The following is an 18,520-nucleotide window of genomic DNA, read 5'->3' on the forward strand; positions in this document are numbered from 1 at the left end:
CTTGCTCGCGAAGGCGTCCGTTCAAACAACGCAGATCAACCGGGAGAAACTCAAAGCCCCGCCGTCACCTTGCTCGCCACCTCACCCGGCACCCACGCCCTCCACACCTGCGGCTGATCGCGTAAAAATGCTTCGGCTACCTGCCGTGGTGGCTGGCGTTTTTCGCTCATCCCGGCCAGCGTCTGGTTCAGCAGATCAATCGGCAAATCGACTTTCTCGAAGAACGACACCAGCTCCGGGTATTGCGCCTTGAACGGCGCCGACACGCCAATCGCCAGGCTGGCCGGCATCGAGCGGGTGCCCTTGGGATTCGGGTTGTTGGCATCGGCCAGGGTTTTCCAGGCTTCAGCATCGAACGGTGGCTCTTCGAGCTTCACCAGTTTGAAGCGACCGAGCAGCGGCGTCGGCGACCAGTAATAGAACAGCACCGGTTTGCCGCGTTTGATCGACGACGCCACCTCGGCATCCAGCGCCGCGCCGGAGCCGGTGCGGAAGTTGACGTAGCTGTCGGTCAGCGCATAGGCCTTGAGCTTCTGGCTGTTGACGATCTCCGAAGTCCAGCCGGTCGGGCTGTTGAGGAAGCGTCCACGGCGCGGGTCTTCCGGGTCGCGGAACACGTCCTTGTAGCGCGGCAGGTCGGCCACCGATTTCAGCTCCGGTGCCAATGGTTTGATCCCGCGCTCGGGGTCGCCCTTGATCACGTATTCCGGCACCCACCAGCCCTCGGTCGCGCCCTTGACCGTGTCGCCAAGGCCGAACACCTTGCCTTCATTGGCGGCCTTGACCCACGCCGGACTGCGCCCGGCCCATTCCTCGCCGATCACCTGAATGTCGTTTTTCGCCAGCGCCGCTTCCAGGCTGACGGTGCTGCCCGGCAGCGTGTCGGTCGGGTAGCCATAACCTTTCTCGACGATCAGGCGCAGCACTTCGGTGATGAAACTGCCGCTTTCCCAGGTGATGTCACCGAAGTGGATCGGTGCGGTTTTTTCCGCCGCCGAAACAGCGCCGACGCTCAGGCTCAGCGCCAGTAACGAATGGCCGAGCAGGGTTTTGATTGATCTCATGCGGACCTCTTGTCTGTCAGGATTTGGTTGGCGCTGTGGCGGTCGCACAGGGCTTGGGAGCGGCTCATGTAAACGCTGACCGAACGCTGAGAGATGCCCAGTTCGGCGGCGATTTGCGGGTAGGTCAGGCCATCGATCCGCGCCAGCAGAAAGGTCGAGCGGACTTTGCCCGGCAGGCGTTGCAGGCTTTGATCGAGGCGCTTGAGGGTCTGGCTCAGTTGCGCGAGGTCTTCAGGCGAAGTGGCAGCATCGACGTCGATCTGCTGCGCATGCCGGCGCTCCAGATCCGCCCGGCGCCAGCGCTGATAGAGCAGGCGTTGGGCAATCGTGGTGAGCATGGCGCGCGGTTCGCGAATCGCCGTGATACTGGGCGCCTGAAGCAATTGCGCGAAGGTTTCGGCAGCGATGTCTTCCGCGCCTGCGGAGTCGTGCAGATGTCGGCTCAGGTAAGTGCACAGCCAGCGGTAGTGGGCGCGGAACAGAGCGTCGAGATGATTGCGGTGAGCGGTGTCGGCGCCGGACATAAGGGCTCCTGGGTAAGGGTCGCTGAATGTCCGGTGATCCGGTGGCGCGATCGTAGCAAGGCGCCTTATGCATTAATAATATTTATATTTCATTTTTATATTCTTTTTGGAGATATAAGGCTGTTCAGCGCAAGCGGCCGTAGCCCAGCTCTTCAGCCTCACGTTGATAGTCGAGCAAGATCTGATAATCGCTTTCGCTGGCGGGCAAAACTTCAGGCAAGCCGAGGATCTGCGCCACATCAGGCAATTCACGCAACGCCTGATTCATTACCCGGCGCAACTGTTCGATCTGCTCATCCGTAGCAGTCGCGGCGGTGATAAAAGGCAAGGTCGGGCTGAGCGCAGTGCGTGCCACAACTCGCAATCCAGTGACGTCTTCAGGCGCATGCCGAGCGAGGTACGCATAGGTCACGCTGTCGATCGCCGCCAGATCAGCGCGCCCCTCACGCACCCAACGCAGACTCTCGCGGTGCGCGCCACTGATGCCGAGCGCGCCGAAGAACTGCCCGTCGCGGTGCAGCGGCGCCAGACAATGGCGCAACAGGTTCATGCCGCTGTTGGAGTCGTCACTGTTGATCACCCCGCGACTGCCGCGAAAGTCCGCCAGGGTTTCGCGCGAATCGTCAGCACGGCTGAGGATCAGGCTGCAGTGATTGCCGGCAGTGGCGTCGGGCAATTCGTAGCGCGGGCGACCGACGATGCGTACTTGACCGCGCAGCAGGGTCATCAAGGGATAGCCGCAGGTCTGGGTCAGCAGCAGATCCGGCGATAACCAAAGCTCGGGGAGCGACAGGCTTGCGGCGTTCAGGCGGGAGTGGCCGAGATGTTCGAGAATGCGTGAGATCCAGCGTTCGTTGGCCAAGCGGATGGGCTCGGGGGCGGTGTACATCAGCAGTTCGAGATGGTGTTGGGTCATACACGTTATTTCCCTGCAAATACTTACCCCTGTGGGAGCGGCGGTGCGACGATTCGACTTGCTCGCGAAAGCGGTGTGTCAGACACCAGACATGTCACTGTTCTACCGCATTCGCGAGCAAGCTCGCTCCCACAGAGGTTTTGTGGTGTTTTTGAAGTCAGTGGAAAGGATGCTGCGGACTGTCGATCGGCCTGAATCCATGCTGCCGCCACAACTGCCCATAACCCTGCACCAGAAACCCGCCACTGCGCGCCACCCACTGCTCGCGGCGCATCCGGTAGGCCGCCGGCAAGTCGTACCACGCCAGCCCCGGCAGGTCGTGATGCACCAGATGGAAGTTCAGATTCAGAAACAGCCAGCGCCACGGCCAACCGGCCTCGTTGAGCACGGTGCGCTGCTCCGGTTGAGCGTGCGGGCGGTGTTCATAGTAGGAGCGGATCATCGCGATCGACAGTGCCGGCACACTGATCAGCAGCAGGTAATGCCAGACCGGCAACACGCTGAAGCGCGCGATAAACCACAGCATTAACACGCTGAACGCACCGTGGGTCAGCCACATCAACCAGGTCTGACGCTCGCGGTTTTTCAGGCGTTGCAGTTCTTCGGCAGCCAGCGCGATCAATCCCAGCGGCGCACCAATGATGAAGCGGCCGATTACGGTTTTATTCAGCCAGTGCAGGCTGCGTTCAAACAGCGAACTGCCCTGCCAGCGTGCTGCCGTAAGGTAGCGACTTTCCGGATCAATGCCGGGCACGGTCAGGTCTTCATCGCGGTGATGCAGCAGGTGGCTGTCGCGGTAGAGCGTGTACGGATACCACACCGCAAAAGGTGCGTAGCCGAGGATTTTATTGAAAAGCACCGAGCGGGTCGGATGCCCATGCAGCAATTCATGCTGAACCGACAGCCACAGCACCAGCAGCGGAATCAGCAGCAATGTGCTCAAGCCGCGACCGAGCCACTGACTGTTGATGATGATCGCGAACCAGCCGCCATACACGCCGATCAGCAGCAGCCAGGTCGGCCATTCGGTGCGAGCGGTGAAGCGCTGGCGCAGGGTTTCGATCTGCTGGCGATGGTCGGCGTCGAAGTAATTCGGCATGGCGTGGCTCGGAACGGGAATCTTCCCCTTCTGTGCAACGAAGCCGAGCAATCTTGCAGATTATTTTTGCGCTGAAACGGGAGCCCGGGGGACGGGCTCCCGAAGGACGTGATCAATGACCGAAAATATCGACCTTCTTGGCTTTCTTCTCTGCACGCTTTTCAATCGCCGTCTTCACCGGTTTCTTCTTCGCGGCTTTCTTTGAATCCATACCTTTGGACATGATGCGTACTCCACTCACAGGGATGTAGGCTCAGGTATACACCTATCGCGCGGCGCGCGTTCTTTTATAATCGGCGCTTTGCCCGCCGCCAGTCCGATCCCATGCCCGATACCCGATACGTCCTGCTCGACGAGCCTTTGTGGCCGTTGATGAACAAGTTTTACCGCAGCCACCAATCGTCGATGAAGGCGGTGCGCGATGCCCAGTTATGGGTGGCCCGTCGAGAGGACATCGTTGCCGCATTGTGCTTGCGGCCGGTGGCGGGCGGGTACTGGTTGACCGGATTGTTTGTTGATCCGGGTTGCCGTGAGCAAGGGATCGCCGGAGAGTTGATCACGGCGGCGGTGAAGGATTTGCAGGAGCCGGTGTGGCTGTTCTGTCATCCGGACTTGCGCGGGTTTTACGAGCGGCGCGGTTTCAGTTTCGATCCCGCCCTGCCCTACGCACTGGCCGAGCGGTTGAGCCGGTATGCGCGGAGCAAGCCGATGATTGCGATGGAACTGGAACCATAAAAATCAATTGTGGGATAGAGGTGTTCTCAGGATCAGTCGTCAGCCGTTGGATCGAGATCCGGGAACATCACTTCGGTAAAGCCGAACTTGCTGAAATCGGTAATCCGCGACGGATACAAGCGGCCGATCAGATGATCGCACTCGTGCTGCACTACCCGCGCATGGAAGCCTGACGCCACGCGTACGATCGGCTCGCCCTTGGGATCAAAGCCTTCGTAGCGAATCTGCTGATAACGATCCACCGCACCGCGCAGGCCGGGCACCGACAGACAGCCCTCAAAGCCCTCCTCGGTCAGCGGACTCAGCGGCGTGATCAGCGGATTGATCAGGATCGTCTGCGGCACCGCTTCGGCGTCCGGATAACGTTCGCTGTGCTCGAAACCGAAGATCACCAATTGCAGGTCGACGCCGATCTGCGGCGCGGCGAGGCCGACGCCACCGACACTTTCCATGGTCTGGAACATGTCATCGATCAGTTGCCACAGCTCGGGGCTGTCGAACATTTCCGGCGGCACCGGTGGAGCAATGCGCAGCAGGCGTTCGTCGCCCATTTTGAGGATTTCACGGATCATGGTCAGGCTTCGTCAGTGTCCGGCTTGAGCGAGTGGTCGCGCCCCAGGCCAGAGACATGTTGTTTGGGATGTTCATCGAGTTCGCCGGGGACTTTCTCGCCCTCGTCCTTGCCCTCGCTGGACATGTGTTCGATCACCGCATTCATCTCGGCGCCGAGCAGCAGCACCGCCGAGGAAATGTAGAAATACAGCAACAGCACGATGATCGCCCCGATGCTGCCATACATCGCGTTGTAGTTGGCGAAGGTTTTGACGTAGAACGCAAAGCCCAGTGAGGCGATGATCCACACCACCACGGCAAGTACCGAGCCGGGGGTGATGAAACGGAATTCCTGTTTGACGTCGGGCATCACGTAATAGATCAGCGCCACGGCGACCATCATCAGGATCACGATCACCGGCCAGCGCGCAATCGTCCACACAGTGACGATGAAATCTTCCAACCCTACCTGCGCGGCAATCCAGCCCATCACTTGCGGCCCGAGCACCATCAGTGCGGCCGCCACCAGCAACATGCCGGCAATGCCGACGGTGTAGAACACCGACAGCGGAAAACGCTTCCAGATCGGCCGGCCCTCGACCACGTCGTAAGCGGCGTTCATCGCACTCATCATCAGCCGCACACCGGCAGACGCGGTGTACAGGGCGATGACGATACCGACCGAAAGCAAGCCGCCCTTGGACTGCTGCAACTGATCGATCACCGGGTTGACCTGTTCCAGCGCCTGCGGCGGCAACACCAGTTCCGACTGCAGGCGCAGCCAGGTGAAGAAGTCCGGCAGATGCAGGAAACCGATCAGCGCAATCAGGAACAGAATGAACGGGAACAGCGAGAACAGCATCTGGTAGGCCAGTGCCGAGGCGTAGGTCGACATCTCGTCGTCGACGAATTCAGTGACCGTGCGCACCATCACCCGGTGCAGTGGCAGACCTTTCATGTCTGGAAAAATCATTCGCGTCTCCTTTCGCCGCATTACAGGTTGAAGTCGTGGCGACTCAGGGGCCGTTTTCTACATCACGGTAGCCTACTTGGCGACCTTCGTGGATGGCTGTCGGGTTTTGACACAAAAACGGCCATCCTTGGATGGCCGCTCGTGTGTTTCGTTCAAGGCGGAATTACGCCTTGTCGACACCTTTCTTGATGGCGTCTTTGGCTTTGCCGACAGCTTGCTGGGCTTCACCTTTTTTCTCTTGCAGTTTGCCTTCGGCTTGCAGCTTGGTGTTGTCGGTGGCTTTGCCGACGCCTTGCTTGACGTTGCCGACTGCTTCGTTGGCCATGCCTTTTACTTTATCGCCAGTGCTACTCATGGTGTTTCTCCTTGGTGCATTGAAGGGGAAAAGTCAGTACGTAATGATTGACTGGCCGGGTTTGCCACGAGTTTCATTTATTTTTGCCCTTCATTTCGTCGTGCCATGCAGGTTGGGCTTTATGTTTGCCCCGCAAGCCCCGAGAATGCGCACCTATGGGCGCCGTGCGCCAACGATCAGATCCCGCAGGAATGTTATGAAACTCGATAAAAAGCAGGCCATTGCCCGTCGCAACCAGGAACTGGGCGGCGCTGTGCTCGGCACCAACAACTGCCACTTCGCCGAATTGAACCGCAACCGCAACATCTGGTGGTTCGACCTGCCGGTGACGCGCCTCGCCGTCGGTCAGTACGAGTGGATTCACCTGCTGATGCACACCCCGGCCACCGACGAACTGCTGCACCTGAAAGTGCCGACGGTGTTCCTGCGGGAAAAGCTCGAAGGTCTGGTGATTCGCAACGAGGGCAAGCGCAAGGCGGCGTTGAGCCTGGAATTGAGTGCAGACAAGGATTCGTATCTGCAGGACATGCGTCCGGCGGGAACCAATGTGAATTTCGCGCCGTTCCGGCAGTAACCGAAAAGCTTCGCGAGCAAGCCCGCTCCCACATTTGACTGTATTCCAACTGGAGGAACGCGGTTGAATGTGGGAGCGGGCTTGCTCGCGAAGGCGGCATCACAGTCACTACAGATCCACCACCTACTCCAACAAAAAGCCCCGCATCTGCGGGGCTTTTTGCTTCAGGCGGCGGACTTGGCCTTGATCTTCTTCAGCTCTTCGTCACGCAACTCACGACGCAGGATCTTGCCGACGTTGGTCGTCGGCAGCGCATCGCGGAATTCCACCGAACGCGGCACCTTGTAACCGGTGACGTTGGCACGCATGTGCTCCATCACGGTTTCCTTGGTCAGGGTCACGCCCGGCTTGGCCACGATGAAGATCTTGATCGCCTCGCCCGACTTCTCGTCCGGCACGCCGATGGCCGCGCACTGCAATACGCCCGGCAGGGTCGCCAGTACGTCTTCCAGTTCGTTCGGGTAAACGTTGAAACCAGATACCAGGATCATGTCTTTCTTGCGATCGACAATGCGCATGTAGCCATCGGGCTGGATCAGCGCGATGTCGCCGGTCTTCAGCCAGCCTTCGCTGTCGAGGATCTCGTCGGTGGCTTCCTGACGCTGCCAGTAGCCCTTCATTACTTGCGGGCCCTTGACGCACAGCTCGCCGATTTCGCCCATGGGCTGCTCGACACCGGCATCATCGATGACTTTGCACAGGGTCGACGGCACCGGAATGCCGATGGTGCCGATCTGGATGTTCTGGATCGGGTTGACCGTGGCCACCGGGCTGGTTTCGGTCATACCGTAACCTTCGCAGATCGAGCAACCGGTCACCGCTTTCCAGCGCTCGGCGGCCGCCAGTTGCAGGGCCATGCCGCCGGACAGGGTGACTTTCAGATTGGAGAAATCCAGCTTGCGGAAACCTTCGTTGTTGCACAGCGCGACGAACAGCGTGTTGAGGCCAACGAAGCCGCTGAACTTCCACTTCGACAGTTCCTTGACCATCGCCGGCAGGTCGCGCGGGTTGCTGATCAGGATGTTGTGGTTGCCGATCAGCATCATCGCCATGCAATGAAAGGTGAACGCGTAGATGTGGTACAGCGGCAGCGGGGTGATCAGGATCTCGCAACCTTCATTGAGGTTGGAGCCCATCAGCGCCTTGCACTGCAGCATGTTGGCGACGAGGTTGCGATGGGTCAGCATCGCGCCTTTGGCCACGCCGGTGGTGCCGCCGGTGTACTGCAACACCGCGACATCGCTGCTGTGCGGATTGGCTTCGGCCACAGGCTGGCCCTGGCCCTTGCTCAGCACGTCGTTGAACTTGACGGCTTTGGGCAGGTGATAAGCCGGGACCATCTTCTTCACGTACTTGATCACGCTGTTGATCAGCAGGCGCTTGACCGGCGGCAGCAGGTCGGCGACTTCGGTGACGATGACGTGCTTGACCCCGGTTTTTGGCACCACGGCTTCCGCCAGGTGCGCCATGTTGGCCAGGCAGACCAGGGCTTTTGCGCCGGAGTCATTGAATTGGTGTTCCATTTCCCGCGCGGTGTACAGCGGGTTGGTGTTGACCACGATCAGCCCGGCGCGGATCGCACCGAAGACGGCCACCGGGTACTGCAGAACGTTGGGCAGTTGCACGGCGATTCGATCACCGGGCTGCAAGTCGGTATGCTGTTGCAGATACGCGGCAAACGCACCGGACAATTCGTACAGTTCACCGTAGGTGATTGTCTTGCCCAGGTTGCTGAAAGCCGGCTTGTTGGCGAAGCGTTGGCAGGATTGCTTCAACACTGCCTGAATATTCGGGTACTCGTCTGGATTGATGTCGGCAGCAATTCCAGCCGGGTATTTATCCTTCCAAAAGTCTTCGATCATGGAAGCCCACTCCTCAGCAACGCGAATTCTTCACCGCATTTGATGCGATTATTATTGGTGTGTGTTTTGTATTGGTGAATCTGGCTTTTCTACAGGCCGAGAAGTCACAAAGCGCGCCGAGAGTAGCAGCTTTGCCGAGGGCCGACTAGAGCCAAAAGCGGCCTCCATGGTCACTTTAGTGACTCAAGACTTTCCAGCAGTCATTTTAGAGCAAAAATCCTATACACCCCTGAAAGCCCCGGTTTTCCGGGCCTTCCCCCCCAAAAAGCATCGCGGGCAAGCCCGCTCTCACAAGGTTGATGGAGATCCCTGTGGGAGCGTGGCTTGCCCGCGATCCGCGCAACGCGCGGCCATTCACCGATCAGGCGATATCGCGCAACTCCCGCCGCAGAATCTTGCCGACCGGCGTCATCGGCAACGACTCACGCAGTACGATGTGTTTCGGCACTTTGTAAGCGGTGAAATTCTCTTTGCAGTACGCCTTCAGTTCCTCGAGGCTGATCCCGGTTTCCCGCGCCACCACAAACAGTTTCACCGCCTCGCCCGAACGCTCGTCCGGCACGCCGATCACCGCGCAGTTGGCGACTTTCGGGTGGGCCATGACCACATCTTCGATCTCGTTGGGGTACACGTTGAAACCGGAGACGATGATCATGTCCTTCTTGCGATCGACGATGCGTACGAAGCCGTCCGGGTCGATCACCGCGATATCACCGGACTTGAACCAGCCCTCGGCATCCAGCACTTCGGCGGTGGCTTCGGGTTTGTGCCAGTAGCCTTTCATGATCTGCGGGCCCTTGATGCACAACTCGCCGCGCTCGCCCATCGGCTGCTCGACACCCTCGTCATCGATGACCTTCAGCAGCGTACCCGGCACCGGCAGACCGACCGTGCCCAGGCGCGACTTGTCGCCATACGGGTTGGTGCAGGCCACCGGCGAGGTTTCCGTGAGGCCGTAACCCTCGGTGATGCGGCAACCGGTGATCTGCTCCCAGCGCTCGGCGGTGGCCTTGACCAGCGCGGTACCGCCGGAGTTGGTCAGCTTGAGGCTGGAGAAATCCAGGGTCTTGAAGTCCGGGTGCTCCATCAGCGCGACGAACAACGTATTCAGTCCGAGCAACGCCGAGAAGCGCCAGTTCTTCAGCTCTTTGATGAAGCCTGCGATGTCGCGCGGATTGGTGATCAGCACGTTGTGGTTGCCCGATACCATCATGCACATGCAATTCGCGGTGAAGGCATAGATGTGGTACAGCGGCAGTGGCGCCACCATCACCTCCTGCCCTTCGCTCAGCAGCGGCTGACCGTCCGGCCCCAACTGTGCAAGACAGGCGCGCACTTGCTGCATGTTCGCCACGAGGTTGCCGTGGGTCAGCATCGCGCCCTTGGCCAGGCCGGTGGTGCCGCCGGTGTATTGCAACACGGCGATGTCGTCGAGACCGACTTTCAACGGCTTGATCCCCAGACCACGGCCCAGGCGCAGCGCACTCTTGAACGAGATCGCCTGCGGCAGCGAATAGTCCGGGACCATTTTCTTCACTTTGCTGACCACGGTGTTGATCAGCCAGCCCTTGGCGGTGGGCATCATGTCGCCCATCTTCGCTTCGATCAGGTACTGGATGTCAGTGTCCGGCAGCACTTCCTGGACCTTCTGCCCGAACATGTTCAGGTACACCAGCGCGCGGGCACCGGAATCCTTGAACTGGTGGCGCATCTCGCGCGCGGTGTACAGCGGGTTGGTGTTGACCACGATCAGCCCGGCGCGCAAGGCACCGAACACGGCAATCGGATATTGCAGCACGTTGGGCATCTGCACCGCGATGCGATCCCCCGGCACCAGATCGGTGTGGGCTTGCAGGTAACCGGCGAACGCCGCGCTGTAGCGCTCGAGTTCAGCGTAGGTCAGGGTCACGCCCATATTGCTGAAGGCCGGCCGATCCGCGAATTTCTTGCAGGAACGCTCAAACACCTCGATCACCGACTTGAACTCGCCCATGTCGATGTCCAGTGGTACGCCGGCGGGGCGTTTGTCATTCCAGAAATCAGGTTGCATTGTTCTTGTCCTCTTTACCTGAATCGATCCGGGAGCCGCTTTTCTGTGGTTTCGCGCTGATCCCTGAGGGCACAAAGCAAAAAGCGGAGCTTCACGGACACTAGCAGTTATGGCCATTGAGGCAAATATGGGCGATGGCGACATTGATCGTATGAATCTTCCTGCCGTGGCGTGAGCTGATCGGACGCGCTATACAATGCTACGACTGCGGGCCGATACCGCTCGATAAAAAGGAATTGCCATGATCCACCGAGGCTTTTGGCTGGACGCGAGTGACCGCAGCCGCCTGTTCGTCAACCAGTGGTTGCCGGCTGCGCCCTTGAAAGCGCTGATCCTGCTGGCCCACGGCATGGCCGAACACAGCGCCCGCTACGAGCGGCTGGCGAATGCGTTCTGTGCTCAAGGCTATGGTGTGTACGCCCCGGATCTGCGCGGCCATGGCAAAACCGCCGAACACGGGACGCTCGGGCATTTCGCCGATGACGACGGCTGGTGCAAGGTGATCGGCGATCTGGCCAGCCTCAATCAGCACATCGGCCAGCAGCATCCCGACGTGCCAATCATCCTGCTCGGGCACAGCATGGGCAGCTACCTCGCTCAGGGTTACCTGCTGCATCACAGCGCCAGCCTGCACGGGGCGATTCTCAGCGGTTCGAACTTCCAGCCGGTGGCGCTTTACGGCGCGGCGCGACAAATCGCCCGTTTCGAAAAACTGCGTCAGGGTGGCAAGGGCCGCAGTGCGCTGATCGAGTGGTTGTCGTTCGGCTCGTTCAACAAAAAATTCAAACCGGCGCGCACGCCGTTCGACTGGCTGAGCCGCGACCCGGTCGAGGTCGATCTGTATGCCAACGACCCGTTGTGTGGCTTCCGCTGCACCAATCAATTGTGGATCGACTTGCTCGGCGGCTTGCAGCAGATCAGCAAAGCGTCCAATCTCGCCCAGATCGACCCGGGCCTGCCGCTGCTGGTGATCGGCGGTGAATGTGATCCGGTGAGCGAAGGCAAGCGTCTGACAGATCTGGCCGAAGCGTTGCGCTCGGCCGGCAGCCAGAACCTGCAACTGAAGATCTACCCGCAGGCGCGGCACGAATTGTTCAACGAAACCAATCGCGACGAAGTGATTGCCGATGTGCTGACCTGGATCGACCAGGCGCTAAGCCATCGCCGCCCCCATCGCAGCGAATAATTTTTTGTGGATTCACTTTAATCCGTCACAGGAATCAAGACCGATGACCCAGGTTACCAACATCCCTTACGAAGCCCTCGAAGTCGGCCAGACCGCCAGCTACAGCAAGACTGTCGAAGAGCGCGACATTCAGCTGTTCGCCGCGATGTCGGGCGACCACAACCCGGTGCACCTGGACGCCGAGTTCGCTGCCGCCAGCATGTTCAAGGAACGCATCGCCCACGGCATGTTCAGCGGTGCACTGATCAGCGCCGCCGTGGCGTGCGAGCTGCCTGGGCCGGGCACTATCTACATCGGTCAGCAGATGAGTTTTCAGAAGCCGGTGAAGATCGGCGATACCCTGACCGTGCGCCTGGAAATCCTTGAGAAGCTGCCGAAGTTTCGCGTGCGCATCGCCACTCGCGTGTTCAACCAACGTGATGAGCTGGTGGTGGATGGCGAGGCCGAAATTCTGGCGCCGCGCAAGCAGCAGACCGTGACCCTGCCGACTCTGCCGGCGATCAGCATCGGCTGATCATCAGGTACACAAAAAACAAAAGTGGGAGCGGGCTTGCTCGCGAAGCGGTTATGTCAGCAACATCATCGTTGCATGACACAGCGCATTCGCGAGCAAGCCCGCTCCCACAGTTTTACCAGCGTGGCTTACGAACGAGCGCGAGCCTGGTTACGCAGGGCTTTCACCTGGTCGTGATTGCGTTGTACGCCGTGGTACTGACGCTCAACCAGGTCACGAATGCCGACCAGGCCGTGCTTATTGATTTTCTCGATGGCTTCACGGTAAGCCTTCAGGGCGTGGTCTTCACCGCGCTCGGCCTCGTTCAGCACAGCCTCTTCGTCCTTGCCGGTGAACATGGCTTTGACGTCGACCCAGCGACGGTGCAGGTCACCGCTGACGCTGGTAGAGGTTTCCGGATCACCGCCCAGTTTACGCACTTCAGCCTGCAGTTCAGCGGCGGCAGTCGCGCAATCGGCAGAACGGGTCACGAACAGGGTTTTGAGTTCTGGATGCTTGATGTCTTCAGCGCAAGTCTTGAACCCTTCCTGGCCGTCCTTGCAGGTTTCGATCAGGTCGTTGAGTACAGAAATGGCTTCTTTATTCATGTCAGTCATTTTTCAATTCCTTGCGGTTGGTTGAAGATGCAAGGGTTATTGCAGTGTGCGTGCCAGCTTTTCCTTAAAAAATAAATCGTTATTTTTCAATAAGTTAAAGATATTTGAACTATCTGTATCACGGTTATTTGCATGATCTGTCATTTGGCCTGCATGCAGAATGCCTGTATTTTCCTGACTGATTGAATCCAGATGATTGCCACTGATGAATCCTGAAAAGCTTGAGCTGTTGATCACCCGTGAAATGCCCTTCGGCAAGTACAAGGGCCGGATCATTGCCGACCTGCCGGGGCCTTACCTCAACTGGTTCGCCCGCGAGGGTTTTCCTCACGGCGAACTCGGCGGACTGCTGGCGCTGATGCAGGAAATCGACCATAACGGCCTGTCGGATCTGCTCGAACCACTACGCGCCAAACACGGCAAACCTGCCCCGCGCCACTGAAGCGCCCTCCTCCCTAGAGCCTCGACCATGCCTGATAACACCCGCCGTGCCCGTGACGAAGCGTTCTGGCAAACCTTCGCCGATCGTTACGAAGCGCAAACCGGCCCGCTGAACCTGGAGAACGGTTACTTCGGGCGCATGTCGCGCACAGTGATCGAGGACTATCAGCGCAATATCGAGCTGATCAACACCAGCAACTCGGTGTATGTACGCCAGCGTTTCGAACAGCACGACAGCCTGGAGATTCGTGCGCAACTGGCCGAGACCATCGGTGTGCGCGCGCAGAGCGTGGCTTTCACGCGCAACGCCAGTGATGCGCTGCAATCGCTGATCCGCAATTACAATCGCCTGCTTCCGGGCGATCAGGTGCTGATCAGCGACCTGGAATACGACACGGTCAAAGGTGCCATGCGCTGGCTGTCACGCCATCGCGGCGTCGACGTGATCGAGATCAACCACACTCACCCGGCCAGTTTCGACAGCCTGCTGGACAGTTACCGCGAAGCCTTCGTCCGCTATCCGAAACTCAAGCTGATGGCCCTGACCCATGTCACCCACCGCACCGGTCTGGTGATGCCGGTGCAGGCCATCGCCGAACTGGCGAAACAGCATGGCGTGGACATCATCCTCGACGGCGCTCACGCCCTTGGCCAGATCGAGTTCAATCTGGAAGCGATGGGCATCGCCTTCGCCGGTTTTAACCTGCACAAGTGGATTGGCGCGCCATTGACCCTGGGCTTTCTGTACATCGCCCCGCAGCGCCTGGCCGACATCGATCCGGACATGGGCGAAATGCACTTTCCGGCCACCGACATACGCGCCCGCACGCCGTACAGCACGCCGAACATTCCGGCGCTGATGTCACTGCCGTTGGCACTCGAGGAGCACCGTTCGCTCGGCGGCGCTGCGGCCAAAAGCGCCCGGCTCAATTACCTGCGCAACCTGTGGGTGAGTGCCGTGCGGCACCTGCCGGGGATCGAGGTGATGACCCCGGACGATCCGCGCCTGTATTGCGGAATCACCTCGATGCGTTTCACTCGCCACGCCGATCAACAGGCAATGGTCGAGCGCCTGCTCAACGAGTACAACCTGTTCACCGTGGTACGCAACGGCGCAGCGAGCGGGCCGAGCATTCGCATCACGCCGGGGCTGACCACCACTGCGGCTGACATGCAGTTGCTGACCCGTGCACTCAACGAGCTGCGTTGATCGGTTCACACGGTGTACTTGTCGAAGTCCTCGGGTTTGATCTGCGACGAGGCGGCAAAGGTGTCGATACCGATGGTCAGGTGGCCGAAAAAGCCGTCCTCGTGAGAGTCGCGGCCGATCGGCCACACGGTCAGGGTCGAATCTTCGCCGCGCATGTTGCTGTAGTAGCTGTCATCGGCATTGTTCAAGGGTGTCGAGGCTCGCCCGCGATAGTCACGGGCATTGAGCACCGCGCGTGACACCACTTCGGGGAAATACAGCTGACCGACCCAGGCCACGTTGCGCTCCTCCAGATATTCACTGCCGCTGACCATGCGCACCGCCACATGAATGTGCAGCGCCCGACCGGCATAGAACCCCGGATAGATGGTGGTGAAGCGCACCCGCCCCTGCTGATCGCAGAACTGGCTGCCACGCAGATAGGTGTCATCGTCGGTGCGCGGCACCGAGCCGATGGCATCGGAGTCGACCTCCAGATCCGGATTGATCCGGCTCCACCCCGAATAGGCGCCTCGTGCATTGCAGTGCCAGATGTCCACCAGTGCCCCGCTTACCGGCTGGCCGGTCATCGCGTCGACGATGCTCAGGCGCAGCAGCAAGGGTAGCCCTTCGGCGCCTTCGCTGATGTTGCGCCGCAGCAATTTGGGATTGCGAAAGTACGGCCCGGCGATCTGCTCGGGGGCCAACTGATAGATCGATGGTGACGGTGCGGTTGAAGTGTCTCGTTCCATGACGCGTTCTCTTTTCCATAAGATGAACGCAGATTAACGGCGCACGAGCCCCGCGGTGCGGTAACTATGTGTCGCGCCGTTTCCATGAGTATTTTTGCCGGGCAAAAAAAAACGGTGCACCGACCAAGCGCACCGTAAAGCCGTAGAACACACAACGAAGTGTCAGGTAAAACGTTTAGTCCAGCAGCGCCAGGGCCTCGGCGGTGCATTCCTGAATGCGCGCCCAGTCGCCGTTCTTGATCCATTCGGGATCGAGCATCCAGCTACCGCCCACGCACATGACGTTTTTCAGCGCCATGTAGCTCTTGATGTTGGCCGGGCCGACGCCACCGGTCGGGCAGAATTTCACTTCGCCGAACGGGCCGCCGAGGGCCTTGATCGCTGCCACGCCACCGCTGACTTCCGCCGGGAACAGCTTGAAGCGGCGATAGCCCAGGCCATAGCCTTCCATGATGCCGGAGGCATTGCTGATGCCCGGCAGCAGCGGAATCGGGCTGTCGACGCTGGCTTCGAGCAGGTCACGGGTGATGCCCGGGGTGACGATGAATTGCGAACCCGCCGCTTCCGCCGCCGCGAGCATGTTGCGATCGAGCACGGTGCCGGCACCGGTCACCAGTTCCGGACGCTGCTCACGCAGGATCTGGATCGCCTTGAGACCGAACTGCGAACGTAGGGTCACTTCCAGCGCGGTCAGGCCACCGGCGGCCAGAGCGTCGGCCAGTGGCAGCACGTCCTGTTCACGGGCGATGGTGATCACTGGCAGGATCCGCGCCTTGGCGCAGAGGCTGTCGATCAGGGCAACTTTGTCCGCCATGGAAACGGTCGGGGATGGATTTTTCATAGCGGCTGATCCTTGGCTCATGGGCACCAGTAAATCTCTAACGTAGGTTGCAGAAACGCGCGCACCGGCATGGCCGCGACGTCGTCGGATGCCAGTGCGGCATTCAGAGTGGTCAGTTTCGACTGACCGGAAATCGACAGAATCTTGTGCTTCGCCGAAGCCAGCAGCGCGCGGCTCATGGTCAGGCGTTGACGCGGCACACTCGGCGCCAGCATCGGCCAGCAGCGACGGCTGCCGTCAGCCTGCAAGGCTTCAGTCAGGTTCGGGCTGTCGGGGAACAGCGACGCGGTGTGACCGTCATCGCCCATGCCCAGCACCAGCACGTCGATCGGCGGCAATTCCGCGAGCAGACGGTCGGCCTGTTCCGCAGCCTGCTCGACGTTGGCCGCCGCGCTGTAGAGGCTGAGGAACTGCGCCTTGGCGGCCGGGCCTTTGAGCAGGTACTGCTTGAGCAGGCCGGCGTTGCTGTCGGCGTGTTCGACCGGTACCCAGCGTTCGTCGGCGAGGGTCACGACGACCTTCGACCAGTCCAGCTCCTGCTTGGCCAGGTGCTGAAAAAACGCCACCGGGCTGCGACCGCCTGAGACCACCAGCACCGCGTTGCCGCGTGCGGCGATGGCATCGCTCAACTGCTTGGCGACGTTCAGCGCCAGACCTTCGGCCAACAGCACCGGGCTCTTGAATTCGTGGGCATTCACGCCCGCGGGCAGTTTCACATCAGATATCGCCATACCACGACCTCCCGTCCCGCGTGATCAGTGCAATCGAGCTCATCGGCCCCCACGACCCGGCCGCATACGGCTTGGGCGCGTCACCGGACTTCTTCCAGCCGGCGATCAACTGGTCACACCACTTCCACGCGGCTTCGATTTCATCTTTACGGACAAACAGGTTCTGATTGCCGTTCATCACTTCCAGCAACAACCGCTCGGAGGCATCGGGGATCCGTGCGCTGCGCCAGGTGTCGGAGAAATTCAGTTGCAGCGGACCGCTGCGCAACTGCATGCCCTTGTCCAGGCCCTGCTCCTTGGTCATCACCCGCAAGGAAATGCCTTCGTCCGGTTGCAGACGGATGATCAGTTTGTTGCTGATCTGCAGGCGCTGTTCCGGCGCGAAAATGTAGTGCGACGGTTCCTTGAAGTGGATGACGATCTGCGACAGTTTCTGCGGCATGCGCTTGCCGGTGCGCAGGTAGAACGGCACACCGGCCCAACGCCAGTTGCGGATGTCGGCACGCAGGGCGACGAAGGTTTCGGTGTCGCTCTGGGTGTTGGAATTCGGCTCTTCGAGGTAGCCCGGCACGGACTTGCCTTCGCTGTGCCCGGCGATGTACTGGCCGCGCACCACCTGAGTGGTCAGGCCTTCCGGGCTGATCGGTGCCAGCGCCTTGAGCACTTTTACCTTTTCGTCACGGATGCTGTCGGCGGACAGGTCGGCCGGCGGGTCCATGGCGATCAGGCACAGCAGCTGCAGCAGATGGTTCTGGATCATGTCGCGCAGCTGGCCGGCCTTGTCGAAGTAGCCCCAACGGCCCTCGATACCGACCTTCTCGGCCACGGTGATTTCCACGTGGGAGATGTAATTCTGGTTCCACTGGGTTTCGAACAGACTGTTGGCGAAACGCAGGGCGATCAGGTTCTGGACGGTCTCTTTGCCCAGGTAGTGGTCGATGCGGTAGGTGCGGTTCTCCGGGAAGAACTGGGCCACGGCGTCATTCACCTTGCGCGAGGATTCCAGATCGGAGCCGATCGGCTTTTCCAGGACCACACGGGTGTTTTCTGCCAGACCGACTTTCGCCAGGTTCTCGCAGATCGCGCCGTACACCGCTGCCGGTGTGGCGAAGTAGGCAATCATGCGTTGCGCGCTGCCGGTCGCTTCGGCCAGCGCCACATAGTCTTCAGCCTTGAGGAAGTCGACGTGCAGGTAGCTCAGGCGCGCCAGAAAGCGCTCGGCCACGGCCTCGTCCAGCTCTTTGCCGACGTAACGGCGCAATTCGGCGGCGATGAACGCCAGGTGCTGCTGCTCGGAACCGGGTTCACGGGCCAGCGCGATGATGCGCGTGTCTTCGTGCAACAGGTCGGCGCCATCGAGGTGATAAAGGGCAGGAAACAGCTTGCGCAGGGCCAGATCGCCCAGAGCGCCGAACAAGGCAAAGGTGCACGGTTCAACCGTAATCGAAGGCATGATGTTTGTTCTTTTATCAAGTTAAGCTACAAATACCTTTTTTCAAGGCATCACTCAAGGGAAAATGTAGTAATAACCACAACATTTTCGCAAAATGCAGATTCCGAGTGGTG

At 59.9% G+C, this 18,520-nt stretch carries 20 protein-coding genes; 6 read left to right on the plus strand and 14 right to left on the minus strand.

What is annotated here, in order from left to right; translation table 11 throughout:
* Window positions 1-50 precede the first annotated feature (50 nt).
* From E3Z29_RS24505 to E3Z29_RS24520, 4 genes are all read right to left on the minus strand, one after another.
* Window positions 51-1,064 (minus strand): ABC transporter substrate-binding protein, encoded by a 1,014-nt coding sequence (locus E3Z29_RS24505; protein ID WP_098965226.1) that lies wholly within the window; start codon window positions 1,062-1,064, stop codon window positions 51-53.
* Window positions 1,061-1,588 carry a sigma-70 family RNA polymerase sigma factor gene (locus E3Z29_RS24510; protein WP_098965228.1) on the minus strand — a complete coding sequence of 176 codons (528 nt, stop codon included), beginning with the start codon at window positions 1,586-1,588 and terminating at the stop codon, window positions 1,061-1,063. The genes E3Z29_RS24505 and E3Z29_RS24510 overlap by 4 nt, the downstream gene beginning before the upstream one ends.
* Window positions 1,589-1,712: 124 nt before the next feature.
* Window positions 1,713-2,504, minus strand: a complete 792-nt coding sequence (locus E3Z29_RS24515) for a phosphate/phosphite/phosphonate ABC transporter substrate-binding protein (RefSeq protein ID WP_098965229.1) — start codon at window positions 2,502-2,504, stop codon at window positions 1,713-1,715.
* Window positions 2,505-2,661: 157 nt separating this feature from the next.
* Window positions 2,662-3,603 (minus strand): fatty acid desaturase, encoded by a 942-nt coding sequence (locus E3Z29_RS24520; RefSeq protein WP_134787164.1) that lies wholly within the window; start codon window positions 3,601-3,603, stop codon window positions 2,662-2,664.
* Between the two features lie 324 nt (window positions 3,604-3,927).
* Between E3Z29_RS24520 and E3Z29_RS24525 the strand changes: the two genes are divergently transcribed.
* On the plus strand, window positions 3,928-4,338 hold the full coding sequence (locus E3Z29_RS24525) for a GNAT family N-acetyltransferase (protein WP_134787165.1): 411 nt from the start codon (window positions 3,928-3,930) through the stop codon (window positions 4,336-4,338).
* A gap of 32 nt (window positions 4,339-4,370) precedes the next feature.
* Here E3Z29_RS24525 and def read toward each other — a convergent pair whose 3' ends face one another.
* From def to E3Z29_RS24540, 3 genes are all read right to left on the minus strand, one after another.
* On the minus strand, window positions 4,371-4,910 hold the full coding sequence (gene def / locus E3Z29_RS24530; protein ID WP_003227403.1) for a peptide deformylase: 540 nt from the start codon (window positions 4,908-4,910) through the stop codon (window positions 4,371-4,373).
* A 2-nt stretch (window positions 4,911-4,912) separates the two neighbouring features.
* A complete protein-coding gene (locus E3Z29_RS24535; RefSeq protein WP_098965233.1) occupies window positions 4,913-5,863 on the minus strand; it encodes a YihY/virulence factor BrkB family protein in 951 nt (316 codons plus the stop codon).
* A gap of 163 nt (window positions 5,864-6,026) precedes the next feature.
* A complete protein-coding gene (locus tag E3Z29_RS24540; RefSeq protein WP_027612573.1) occupies window positions 6,027-6,218 on the minus strand; it encodes a CsbD family protein in 192 nt (63 codons plus the stop codon).
* Between the two features lie 196 nt (window positions 6,219-6,414).
* Here E3Z29_RS24540 and E3Z29_RS24545 point away from each other — a divergent pair, with 196 nt between their 5' ends.
* The gene (locus E3Z29_RS24545; RefSeq protein WP_007969330.1) at window positions 6,415-6,792 is read left to right on the plus strand and encodes a hypothetical protein; all 378 of its coding nucleotides are present in this window, start codon (window positions 6,415-6,417) and stop codon (window positions 6,790-6,792) included.
* A gap of 164 nt (window positions 6,793-6,956) precedes the next feature.
* Here E3Z29_RS24545 and fadD1 read toward each other — a convergent pair whose 3' ends face one another.
* The gene (gene fadD1, locus E3Z29_RS24550) at window positions 6,957-8,654 is read right to left on the minus strand and encodes a long-chain-fatty-acid--CoA ligase FadD1 (protein WP_003227414.1); all 1,698 of its coding nucleotides are present in this window, start codon (window positions 8,652-8,654) and stop codon (window positions 6,957-6,959) included.
* Window positions 8,655-9,015: 361 nt separating this feature from the next.
* On the minus strand, window positions 9,016-10,704 hold the full coding sequence (gene fadD2 / locus E3Z29_RS24555) for a long-chain-fatty-acid--CoA ligase FadD2 (protein WP_134787166.1): 1,689 nt from the start codon (window positions 10,702-10,704) through the stop codon (window positions 9,016-9,018).
* Window positions 10,705-10,945: 241 nt separating this feature from the next.
* Between fadD2 and E3Z29_RS24560 the strand changes: the two genes are divergently transcribed.
* Both E3Z29_RS24560 and E3Z29_RS24565 read left to right on the plus strand, forming a co-directional pair.
* The gene (locus E3Z29_RS24560) at window positions 10,946-11,890 is read left to right on the plus strand and encodes an alpha/beta hydrolase (RefSeq protein WP_027612571.1); all 945 of its coding nucleotides are present in this window, start codon (window positions 10,946-10,948) and stop codon (window positions 11,888-11,890) included.
* Window positions 11,891-11,933: 43 nt separating this feature from the next.
* Entirely contained in the window at window positions 11,934-12,404 is a 471-nt protein-coding gene (locus E3Z29_RS24565) for a MaoC family dehydratase (RefSeq protein ID WP_003227420.1), read from the plus strand.
* Between the two features lie 128 nt (window positions 12,405-12,532).
* Here E3Z29_RS24565 and E3Z29_RS24570 read toward each other — a convergent pair whose 3' ends face one another.
* Window positions 12,533-13,000 (minus strand): PA2169 family four-helix-bundle protein, encoded by a 468-nt coding sequence (locus tag E3Z29_RS24570; protein WP_003227422.1) that lies wholly within the window; start codon window positions 12,998-13,000, stop codon window positions 12,533-12,535.
* 205 nt (window positions 13,001-13,205) lie between these two features.
* Between E3Z29_RS24570 and E3Z29_RS24575 the strand changes: the two genes are divergently transcribed.
* Both E3Z29_RS24575 and E3Z29_RS24580 read left to right on the plus strand, forming a co-directional pair.
* Window positions 13,206-13,442, plus strand: coding sequence for a DUF3820 family protein (locus tag E3Z29_RS24575; protein ID WP_003227425.1), 237 nt, complete (start codon window positions 13,206-13,208; stop codon window positions 13,440-13,442).
* A gap of 27 nt (window positions 13,443-13,469) precedes the next feature.
* Complete coding sequence (locus E3Z29_RS24580; protein WP_098965236.1) at window positions 13,470-14,651, plus strand: aminotransferase class V-fold PLP-dependent enzyme; 1,182 nt, start codon at window positions 13,470-13,472, stop codon at window positions 14,649-14,651.
* A gap of 5 nt (window positions 14,652-14,656) precedes the next feature.
* On the opposite strand, the gene E3Z29_RS24585 is transcribed toward E3Z29_RS24580, so the two are convergent.
* The 4 genes from E3Z29_RS24585 to zwf form a co-directional block, all read right to left on the minus strand.
* Complete coding sequence (locus tag E3Z29_RS24585) at window positions 14,657-15,382, minus strand: intradiol ring-cleavage dioxygenase (RefSeq protein WP_098965238.1); 726 nt, start codon at window positions 15,380-15,382, stop codon at window positions 14,657-14,659.
* 175 nt (window positions 15,383-15,557) lie between these two features.
* Window positions 15,558-16,223, minus strand: a complete 666-nt coding sequence (locus E3Z29_RS24590) for a bifunctional 4-hydroxy-2-oxoglutarate aldolase/2-dehydro-3-deoxy-phosphogluconate aldolase (RefSeq protein WP_003227433.1) — start codon at window positions 16,221-16,223, stop codon at window positions 15,558-15,560.
* Window positions 16,224-16,240: 17 nt separating this feature from the next.
* Window positions 16,241-16,954, minus strand: a complete 714-nt coding sequence (gene pgl, locus E3Z29_RS24595; RefSeq protein ID WP_095137060.1) for a 6-phosphogluconolactonase — start codon at window positions 16,952-16,954, stop codon at window positions 16,241-16,243.
* Window positions 16,941-18,407, minus strand: a complete 1,467-nt coding sequence (gene zwf / locus E3Z29_RS24600; RefSeq protein WP_134787167.1) for a glucose-6-phosphate dehydrogenase — start codon at window positions 18,405-18,407, stop codon at window positions 16,941-16,943. The genes pgl and zwf overlap by 14 nt, the downstream gene beginning before the upstream one ends.
* Window positions 18,408-18,520: the final 113 nt, after the last annotated feature.

The organism is Pseudomonas sp. S150 (assembly GCF_004526365.1).
In the GTDB taxonomy this organism is placed as follows: Bacteria; Pseudomonadota; Gammaproteobacteria; order Pseudomonadales; family Pseudomonadaceae; genus Aquipseudomonas; species Aquipseudomonas putida_A.